Here is a 9,678-nt window from a genome sequence, read left to right as displayed (position 1 = left end):
ACCGCGCCTCCCGTCCGGTGCAGCGACCGTCAGCCGAAGAGGCTCCGCAACCACGCGAGCAGGGCGGCGAGCGCCGCCAGCGCGTCCGCGACCGGACCGCCGTGGCCCGGGTTCCCGCCGTGTCCGGGGTCGCCGCCGTGGCCGGGGTTCCCGCCTCCCGGGGTGCCGACGCCCGGCAGGTCGATGCCGACCACGACCGGGTCGTGGTCGCTCGCCCGGTACACGTCGTCGCGGTACAGGTCCGTGACGTTGTAGTCGTACCGGCTGTACTCGAGGCCCACCGACTCGACCGAGTTGATGTTCCAGATGTCCACGCCGGTGACGGTCTCCAGTGCAGCAGGGGACGCGAACACGTGGTCGAGCGACCCGCTCAGCCCGCTGAAGACGTACGACCACTCGGACGCGTCCTCGGTCGGGCCGAGGTCCGTGTAGCCGGCGTCCTCGAGGGCGACGACCGGGTCCTCCTCGCTGTAGGCGTTGAAGTCGCCGAGCATGAACACCTTGTCGGTCCGCGCCTGGCGCTGCATCGCGGTCGAGAACGTCACGAGCGCCTTCGCCTGCTCGACGCGCGAGTGGTTCGACGCACCCTGCCCGTCGCCCTGGTCGGCGTCGACGCCCTCGCCGGAGCCCTTCGACTTGAAGTGGTTGGCGATGACCAGGAAGGTGTCCTTGGCACTCGGCTTCTGCGCACCCTTGCCCTTGCCGGGCTTCGCGACGACCGGGGCGAAGGCCTGCGCGAGCGGCTGGCGGGCGTTCGTGAACGCCGTCGAGTCGGTGAGGATCGTCGACGAGCCGACCGGCTGCACGCGGTCCTTCTTGTAGATGAGCGCGAGGCGGATGACGTCCTCGCTCGACGGGAGCTTCGACGGGGACCCCGCGTACGCCCAGGTGTCCTTGCCGGTCGCAGCGTTGAGCGCGGCCACGAGGGTCGCCACGGCCGCGTCACGGTCCTGGCCGAAGCGCGCCGAGTTCTCGATCTCCTCGAGGGAGACGACGTCGGCGCCGAGGCCGTTGATCGCCTTGACGATCTTCACCTGCTGGCGGGCGAGGTCGTCGGCGTTCGCGGCACCGCGGGCGTCGCAGCCGCCCCGGACGGTCACGGGGTCGCCGTCGCGGTCGGTGTAGTAGGTGCAGCCGGTGAGCTGGTCGCCGGTCGTCGGGAAGTAGTTCAGGACGTTGAACCCGGCGAGGCGGATGTCACCGCCGACGTTCTCGGGCGCCGCGGTGCGGACGTCCGAGAACGACGCCGGCAGGTCGGCAGCCGGGGTGGCGCCGGTGATCGGCGACGTCGGCTGGAACTTCCACGAGTCGTTCCGGTAGTCGAGGACGACCGGCTCGCGGAAGGTCGCCGCGGCACCGACCGTGATCGGGCCCTGCGTGAGCCACGACACCGGGATCGACTGGTTCGCCGCGCTGAGGAAGTTCGTGCTCGCACCGTCGTCGAGGACGACCTTGCGCGCCGCGTTGTCCGCGGTCACGGCGGCGGCCTCGGCACTGCCCGGACGGGCGACCTCGGTCGGCTGGAGCAGGCGCTGCTTCCCCGATGCGAGCACGACCTCGCCGTACTGGTTCGTCGTGTAGTTGTCCGCGACGGTGTAGTCGCCCTGCGGCGCCACGAGCATGCTCTCGAGGGACTCGCGCTGTGCGTCGGTGCGCGGGAACGTCAGCGTGGCCGGGACCGGCTGGACGACCCCCGCGGCGGGGAGCTTCGTCAGACCGGCCGTGGTGGGCACGGTCAGCTCGGTCAGGCCGTTGAACTCGGACACCGTGCCGGTGAGACGCACCGCGTCCCCGATCGCCACGCTGCCGACGGTCGCCGACGAGTACACGAAGACGGCGTCGGAGGCGGTGTGCGTCCCGAGGTCGAGCGCGCCGCCGGTGCCGGCGGTCTGGACCGTGTAGCCGTTGAAGCCGCCGATGGCGTACACCGCGGTGACGACGCCGTCGGTCGTGACGGTCTTCCCGGCGTACGGCGAGGCGTCGCCGGTGCCCTGCAGCTGCGCGATCGTGACCCGTTCGGCCGGGGTCGTGCCGCCGTCACCGGGGTCGGTGGGGTCCGTGGGGTCGGTCGGGTCCGTCGGCTGCGTGGTCTCGCCCGCGGCGTTCTCCGGCGTGACGGTCGTCGTCACCCGGAAGTCGGCGGCGTTCGAGTCGGTGTCGGTCGTGCCCTGACGGGTGAGCGCGTCCGGGACGGCGTTCGCCGTGCCGGTCGGTGCGACCGCGGTCTCGAAGGTGTTCGACGTGCCGTAGCCGAGCAGGTCGACGACGCCGGGGGTGCCCGTCGTCACGGCGCCGGCGGGGAGTGTCAGCGCCGTCGCCTGGTCGGCGAGGACGAGGGTGCCGGTCGAGCCGGAGGGGTTCAGCCCGGTGACGGCGTCCGGCTCGGGCAGCGCCTCGCCGTTCGTGCCGTTCGAGCCCATCTGCACGAGGTAGGTGCCGTGCGCGGGCACGGAGCCGGCGAGCTTGCCGACCGAGGGCGCTCCGGTACCGGTCGCCGCGCGGTACTGCACCGACCAGCCGTCGAGGCTGACGGGGCTGTCGGTGGGGTTGCCGAGTTCGACGAACTTGTTCGTGAAGGGCTGGTTCGCGCTGCCGCCCTTGAGGTAGGCCTCGGCGATGACGAGCCCGGCGCCCTGGGGGTTCGCGGTGGCCGTGGAGACGGAGACGAGCGGAGCGGCGACGAGCGCGGCTGCAGCGGTGGCGCACAGCAGAGTGCGCCCGACGGATCTGTGCATGGTCGCACGGTACCGACCTGCGGGGCCCCTCAGGTTTCCGGCGGGTGAACGATCCGTTCCACCCCTGATCGGGGTGCAGCCGGCGGCGCTGCGCGGTGCCCGGGGATCAGGACCCGATCGGCCGCCAGGTGGACCCGACGCGGTGCACGGCCGGCCCGTGTCCGGGGAGCAGGACGTCCGGGATCGGCAGCGCCCGCGCGGACTCGAGCGCTCGTGCCTGGTCGGCCGTGAAGAACGACGTGATCATGCGTGGCCGCGGCTCCCACGACGACGGCTGCGTGTCGTGCCGGCTGACGACGGCGTCCCCGGTGATGATCGCGTTCGCGGCGGGCAGCAGGTAGGCCGTGGACCCGTCGGTGTGCCCGGTGGCCGGCAGCGGCGCGATCGCCCGACCGACGAAGTCCGCACCCGTGAACGCGCGGGCGGTCGGCACCGCGGTGGGTCGCAGCGCGTCGGAGCGCACGGCGCGGGCGAGCCACCGGAGGACCCGGGGCGCGGCCAGCCGTCCACCGATCTCGGCCGGCGTCACCTGCTGCCGCGCGGGCCCGCGCACGTTGTCGAGCTCGTCGGCGTGGGCGAGCACCTCGACGTGCGGGTACCGCTCGAGGATACCGGGGATGCCGCCGACGTGGTCGACGTGCCCGTGCGTGACGTACACCCGGCGCAGGTCGTCGAGCTCGTGGCCGGCGTACCGCACGGTGTCGAGCACGAGGTCGGTGTCGGCCGGGTAGCCGGCGTCGATCAGTGCGACACCGTCCTCCTCGGCGAGGACCACCCAGTTCGAGACGGGCCCCTCGACGAACACCACCCCGGGTGCGACGGACACGACGGAGCGGGGTTCGCGGGAGGTCATCCCCCGACGGTACCGCCGTCGTCGGGCGCTCCGCGTCGCGCGCGGGTCTGCGACGCCCGCGCCGCGAGGTCGTCGTCCGCCGGGTACCCGACCTCGGTCAGGGTGAGGCCCTTCGCCGGCGCGACCGTGAACTCGCTCGTCCGGGCCTCGGCGACCCGCAGCTCCTCGAGCCGGTCGGCGCCGAACCGGCCCTCGCCGACGGCGATCGTCGCCCCCACCATCGCGCGCACCATGGAGTGGCAGAAGGCGTCGGCCTGGAGGCGCGCCACCAGCACACCGTCCGGCTCGCGGTCCCAGCGGAACTCCTGCAACGTCCGGATGGTCGTCGCCCCCTCGCGCGGCTTGCAGAACGTCGCGAAGTCGTGCAGCCCCAGCAGCCGCAGCGCACCGCGCTCCATCGCCGCCGGGTCCAACCGCGTCGGGTGCCAGACTGTGTGCCCCCGTCGACGTGGATCGCGCAGGGCGTCGGCGTCCGCGACCCGGTACGAGTAGCGGCGCCACAGCGGCGAGAACCGGGCGTCGAACCCCTCCGGCGCGACCGAGGCCCGGGTGACGACGACGTCCCCCTCCGGCGCCGCGATGCCGTTCACGCGCTTGACGAGCCCGTCCAGCGGCGAGCGCCCCGACCCCCGCTTGGCGGCCAGCGCGTCCCACTGCGCCGACGTGAGGTCGAGGTGGGCGACCTGCCCGGTGGCGTGCACGCCCGCGTCGGTGCGCCCGGCCACGGTGAGCAGCGGCGGCTCGCCCCACCGGGTGAAGACGGTGGCGAGCGCGGCCTCGAGCGCGCCCTGCACGGTCCGGAGACCCGGCTGCCGGGCCCACCCGGAGAACGCCGCACCGTCGTACGCGATGTCCAGCCGCAGCCGCACGCCGCCACCGTCACCGCCGCCCTGCGGGCCCGCCGTCTCGTCCACCAGGCCACCGTACCGGGGCCGGACCGCGCCTCCTGGCCCCCGTGCTGACACGCGCCTAGCCCCGGTGTCAGTGCCACGTCAGTGCCGCGTGAGCGGGCCGCGGCACCATCGTCCTCGACATCGACGAACCACGTCGAGTCACCACGAAAGGACCTGCGCGAATGACCACCACACCGCTCGCGGTCGAGGCCACCGGCCTCGTGAAGACCTTCGGGACGAACCGCGCAGTGGACGGTGTCGACCTCCGCGTGGAGGCCGGCACGGTCTACGGCGTGCTCGGCCCCAACGGCGCCGGCAAGACCACCACCATCTCGATGCTCGCGACGCTGCTCAAGGCGGACGCCGGCGAGGCCCGCATCTTCGGGCGGGACGTCCGCCGCGAGGCGCAGGCCGTCCGCTCCCTCATCGGCGTGACCGGCCAGTACGCGAGCGTCGACGAGACGCTCAGCGCGACCGAGAACCTCGTCATCTTCTCGCGCCTGCTCGGCCTGGGCCGCGCCGAGTCGAAGCGGAAGGCCGCCGAGCTGCTCGAGCGCTTCGGGCTGACCGAGGCTGCGTCGCGTCCGTTGAAGAACTTCTCCGGGGGCATGCGTCGGCGTCTCGACCTCGCCGCGAGCCTCATCGCACAGCCGCCGCTGCTGTTCCTCGACGAGCCCACGACGGGTCTCGACCCCCGCACCCGCGCCCAGATGTGGGACACGATCCGGGAGCTCGTCGCGACCGGCTCCACCGTCCTGCTGACGACGCAGTACCTCGACGAGGCCGACCAGCTGGCCGACCGTATCGCCGTGATCGACCACGGCCGCGTCGTCGCCGAGGGCACGGGCGACGAGCTGAAGGCGTCCATCGGGTCGAGCTCGCTCCAGCTCCGGCTGGCCGACCCGCTCCGGCTCGACGCCGCCCGCACCATCGTGCGGAACAGCCTCGGCGTCGACGCGGTGGCCAGCCCCGAGGGCTCGCGCCTCACCGCGCCGATGTCCGACCCGGACCGCGTGACCGACCTGCTCGTGTCGTTCCGCGACGCCGGCATCTCCCTCGCCGAGATGAGCGTGCAGAAGCCCACGCTCGACGAAGTGTTCCTGACCATCACGGGTGCCCCGGCCACCACCGACGACGACACCACGCGCGAGCTCGAAGGGAGCATCGCATGACCACCATCGCCCCCACCCCCACCTCGGCGCCACGGGTCGCCCCACGCCCCGGCATCGGCGGCTCCGGACTCGGCGCGACCGTCCGGCAGTCCTTCACGATGGCGTACCGCGGCCTGGTGAAGGTCCGTCGCACGCCCGAGCAGCTGTTCGACGTGACGCTCATGCCGATCGTCTTCACCGTGATGTTCACGTACATCTTCGGCGGCGCGATCGCCGGCGACGTGTCCAGCTACCTGCCCGTCATCATCCCCGGCATCCTCGTGCAGACGAACATCACGTCCTCGATCGTCACCGGTGTCCAGCTCCGCGAGGACATGGACAAGGGCGTGTTCGACCGCTTCAAGTCCCTGCCGATCGCCCGCATCGCCCCGCTCGCCGGTGCGCTGCTCGCCGACACGGTCCGGTACGCGATCGCCACCGCCATCACGTTCACGGTCGGGATCATCATGGGCCTGCGTCCCGAGGGCGGTGCCGCGGCGGTCGTGCTGGCCGGCGTGCTCGTGATCGTCGTCGCCTGGTCGATCAGCTGGATCTTCGCCTACTTCGGCGTGGTCGCCCGCACCGCGTCGAGCGTCTCCGGGATCGCCAACCTGGTGCTCTTCCCGCTGACGTTCCTGTCGAACGCGTTCGTCCCCACGGACACCCTGCCCGGCTGGCTGCGCTGGTTCACCGAGGTCAACCCGATCTCGCACCTCATCACCGCCGTCCGCGAGCTGATCAACCACGGCGCCGTCACCGGTGACCTCTGGATCAGCCTGCTCGGTGCCGCCGTGGTGGTCGCCGTGTTCGCGCCGCTGACGGTCCGCGCCTACATGCGGAAGGCGTAGCGGAGGTCCTCCAGCAGCGTCCTCGCCCGCGCGACGGCCTCGGTCCGGTCCCATCCGGCCGAGGCCGTCTCGGCGTCCGCGACGCGGGCCGCGCCGAGCGCGTCGACGAGGAGCGGTCGGAGCCGTCCGTGGGCGAGCACCGCGAAGTCCTGCCGGGTGCCGAACCGCATCGCGGCACCCCAGCACCGGGCCGCCTCGGCCGGACGGTCGCTGCGCGCCGCCGCGACCGCGAGTCCCGCCAGCGTCGTGCCGATGACGGGCAGGTCGAGCCACCACGGGTGGACGCGGATCATCACGAGTGCGGCCTTCCGGATGCGGCGAGCGACCGCGCGTTCGTCGGCCTGGAGGCGCGGTGCGGCTCCGTCGGCCGCGCCGAGTGCCGCCTCGTCGACCGCTGCGATCCGCGCCGCGCCCGCCATCACGGTCCAGTGCGGTGTCGCCTTCCGGTGCGGCAGCACCCAGTCCCACGCGGCCGTGTACTGCGCTGCAGCGGCGTCGAGGTCGCCCTCGAACCGGAGGCACTCCGCGCCGATCGCGACGGCGAGCACGCCGATCTGGGAGCGGTCGCCGTCGAAGCCGCCGCGCCCCGAGACCGGTCGGTGCTGCAGCTCGGCGGCGATCGACCGGGCGGTGTCCACGGCGCCGGTCGCGGCCGAGCAGAGCCCGACGGTCCAGCCGATCTCGTACAGGTCGTCCTCGGCGCCGAAGCGCTCGAGCTGCTCACGGGCGCGGTCGGCGTTCGCGAGGGCGTCCGCGTACCGGCCGGTCTGGGCGAGGAGCTGCGTCATGGTGACGGCCACGGTGCCGATCGTCCACGCGTCGGCGGTGCGCTCCGCGAGGGTCTGCGCCCGGGTGGCGTACCGGAGGGCCGCCGCGAACTCGCCGTCGTTCTCGGCGAGGGGCGCGCTGAGCATGTTGGCGGTGCCGGCCACGCCCTCGTCGGGGTCGTCGCGGAGGCGCGCGAGGAGCGCGGTGCCCGCCGCCGGACGCCCGAGCGTCAGGAGCAGTGCCGCCTGCGCGTCGAGCACCGGGAACCCCGTCGTCCCGACGCGGCGGAGGCGCCGGAGCGTGGAGATCGCCCAGGCGGCGGTCCGACGGTCGTCGAACGCCGAGGAGGCCCCGGCGACGACGAGTCCGACGTGCACCGCGGCGACGTCCTCGGCCGCGGGCGGACCCGAGCGCAGCACCGCGACCACGTCCGACGCGATCGCGGTGACCTCGCCGTGGGCACCCCGGAGCGTCCAGTAGGCCCCGAGGGCGGCGAAGACGTGCGCGGTCGCCGAGGCGTCGTCGGCGCGGAGGCTCCAGCGGAGCAGGGTCACGAGGTTGTCGGCCTCGCGCTGGACCTCGTGGAAGCGGTCGAGCTGCTCCGGGCCGGTGAGCGTGAAGAGGTTCCTGGCGGCGGCGAAGTCCCGCCCCCAGCGGATCATCGCCGTGCGCACGGCCTCGGTGGCGCCGCGTTCGTCGAGCCGTGCGGCCCCGAACTCGCGGACGGTCTCGAGCAGGCGGTAGCGGACCGGCTCCCCCTCGACCTCGACGAGCTGCACGAGGGACTGCTCGACGAGTTCGGCGAGGTCGTCGAGCGCATCGTCCCGGCGGTCCGGCGCGGCCACGGCCTCGACGGCGTCGACCGCCAGGCCGTCCGGGAACAGTGCCAGGCGGGTCAGGAGGTCCTGCGCGCCCGCGTCGAGCAGGCGCCAGCTCCACTCGATGACCGCCAGGAGCGTGCGGTGCCGCTCCGGGGCGCTGCGGTCGCCGCCGCGGAGCAGCGCGAACCGGTCGTCGAGCCGGCGCTCGATCTCGTCGATGCTCATCCCCCGGATCCGCGCCGCGGCCAGCTCGATCGCGAGCGGCGACCCGTCGAGCCGCGTGCAGATGCGGCGGACGGTGTCCACGGGCAGCACGGCCCCGGGTCGGGCGGCCCGGGCGCGCTCGGTGAACAGCCGGACCGCGGCCCCGTCGGCCTCGACTGGGAGGGGCGCGAGGGGCGCCACGACCTCGCCGGCGATCGCGAGCGGTGCGCGCGAGGTCGTGAGGATCCGGAGGTCGGGGATGCTCGCGAGCAGGTCGGCGGCGAACCCGGCGACGTCACCGACGAGGTGCTCGCAGTTGTCCAGGACGAGGACCGTCGGGGCCTCCCCGAGCGCCCGCCCCACCCGCGCGCGCAGGTCGGCGACGACGACCTCCCGCAGCGCCCGGGCGGAGCGGAACTCGGCCACCCCGAGCAGGGCACCGAGCGCGGGGACGACGTCCTCGGCGGTGGCGATCGGCGCGAGCTCGAACACCACCACGCCGGTGGTCGGCGGCACACCGGCGGCGACCGCCTGCGCGAGGCGGGTCTTGCCGAGCCCACCCGCACCGAGGATCGTGACCAGCCGGTTGCGGGACAGGAGGTCCGTGACGGCGTCGAGGTCCTCCTGCCGCCCGACGAGCGTGTTCGGCGCGGCCCGCAGCCCGACCCGACGAGCACGACCGGAGTCGGCGGCGGACCGGCGGAGCAGATCGGCGTTCAGCCGCACCAGGTCGGCCGAGGGGTCCGCGCCGAGCTCGTCGGCGAGGCGGTCGCGGTGCGTCGCGAACGCGGCGAGCGCCTCGGCGTTCCGGCCGGCGGCGACCAGCGCGCGCATGCACCCGGCGACGGCGACCTCGTCGAACGGGTTCGCCTCGGACTCGGCGAGCCACAGCGCGGCCGCTTCGGCCGCGTCCCCGCGGTCGAGGAGGAGTTCGCCCAGCCGGCGTCGGAGCGCACGGCGGGCAGTGGCCGCGCGGTCGGCGAGCGCGGCGCCGAGGTCCCCGTCGACGTCCGCGCCGGGGTCGCCCCGCCAGCCGTCGAGCGCTGCCCGGACCGCGGCGACGTCCTCGCTGGCAGCCGCGTGCTCGGCGGACGTCAGGTCGACCGAGCCGGGGTCGACCCCGAGTGCGTACCCGGTGCTCGTCGACACGACGACGCCGTCGGCCGTGCTGCGCCGGAGCCGGGAGACGAGGGTCTGCAGCGCTGCACGGGCACCCCGCGGCTGGTCGTCGCCCCAGAGCTCGTCGATGAGCGCCTCGGTCGTCACGGCGTGTCCGCGCGCGAGCACCAGCGCGACGAGGAACCCGCGCGCCAGGGCACCGGGGACGGCGGTCGGGCGCCCCTGCTGGTCCTCGACCTCGACCGGCCCGAGGACGGCGACACGAGAGTGGACGGGCACGTCCCGA

At 74.0% G+C, this 9,678-nt stretch carries 6 protein-coding genes; 2 read left to right on the top strand and 4 right to left on the bottom strand.

What is annotated here, in order from left to right; translation table 11 throughout:
- Nucleotides 1-29: 29 nt before the first annotated feature.
- The 3 genes from BIV03_RS07580 to BIV03_RS07570 all read right to left on the bottom strand — a co-directional run bounded on the left by BIV03_RS07580 (nt 30) and on the right by BIV03_RS07570 (nt 4,502).
- Nucleotides 30-2,735, bottom strand: coding sequence for an ExeM/NucH family extracellular endonuclease (locus BIV03_RS07580; protein WP_071295216.1), 2,706 nt, complete (start codon nt 2,733-2,735; stop codon nt 30-32).
- A 106-nt stretch (nt 2,736-2,841) separates the two neighbouring features.
- Complete coding sequence (locus tag BIV03_RS07575; protein ID WP_071295215.1) at nt 2,842-3,588, bottom strand: MBL fold metallo-hydrolase; 747 nt, start codon at nt 3,586-3,588, stop codon at nt 2,842-2,844.
- Entirely contained in the window at nt 3,585-4,502 is a 918-nt protein-coding gene (locus tag BIV03_RS07570) for a tRNA pseudouridine(38-40) synthase TruA (protein ID WP_254790792.1), read from the bottom strand. Before BIV03_RS07570 ends, BIV03_RS07575 begins: the two co-directional genes overlap by 4 nt.
- A gap of 161 nt (nt 4,503-4,663) precedes the next feature.
- Between BIV03_RS07570 and BIV03_RS07565 the strand changes: the two genes are divergently transcribed.
- Both BIV03_RS07565 and BIV03_RS07560 read left to right on the top strand, forming a co-directional pair.
- Nucleotides 4,664-5,653 (top strand): ATP-binding cassette domain-containing protein, encoded by a 990-nt coding sequence (locus BIV03_RS07565; RefSeq protein ID WP_071295214.1) that lies wholly within the window; start codon nt 4,664-4,666, stop codon nt 5,651-5,653.
- On the top strand, nt 5,650-6,480 hold the full coding sequence (locus BIV03_RS07560) for an ABC transporter permease (protein ID WP_070417694.1): 831 nt from the start codon (nt 5,650-5,652) through the stop codon (nt 6,478-6,480). Before BIV03_RS07565 ends, BIV03_RS07560 begins: the two co-directional genes overlap by 4 nt.
- On the opposite strand, the gene BIV03_RS07555 is transcribed toward BIV03_RS07560, so the two are convergent.
- Nucleotides 6,462-9,671 carry a BTAD domain-containing putative transcriptional regulator gene (locus BIV03_RS07555; protein WP_071295213.1) on the bottom strand — a complete coding sequence of 1,070 codons (3,210 nt, stop codon included), beginning with the start codon at nt 9,669-9,671 and terminating at the stop codon, nt 6,462-6,464. The genes BIV03_RS07560 and BIV03_RS07555 overlap by 19 nt on opposite strands.
- Nucleotides 9,672-9,678 lie beyond the last annotated feature (7 nt).

The organism is Curtobacterium sp. MCBA15_016, assembly GCF_001865105.1.
Classification (GTDB): Bacteria; Actinomycetota; Actinomycetes; order Actinomycetales; family Microbacteriaceae; genus Curtobacterium.
This window is presented reverse-complemented; position numbering and strand designations above follow the sequence as displayed.

Excerpts from the sequence above, each read along its gene's own strand:
- BIV03_RS07565 (WP_071295214.1), top strand. The coding sequence starts at position 4,664 with ATGACCACCACACCGCTCGCGGTCGAGGCCACCGGCCTCGTGAAGACC.
- BIV03_RS07575 (WP_071295215.1), bottom strand. The coding sequence starts at position 3,588 with ATGACCTCCCGCGAACCCCGCTCCGTCGTGTCCGTCGCACCCGGGGTG.
- BIV03_RS07560 (WP_070417694.1), top strand. The coding sequence starts at position 5,650 with ATGACCACCATCGCCCCCACCCCCACCTCGGCGCCACGGGTCGCCCCA.
- BIV03_RS07580 (WP_071295216.1), bottom strand. The coding sequence starts at position 2,735 with ATGCACAGATCCGTCGGGCGCACTCTGCTGTGCGCCACCGCTGCAGCC.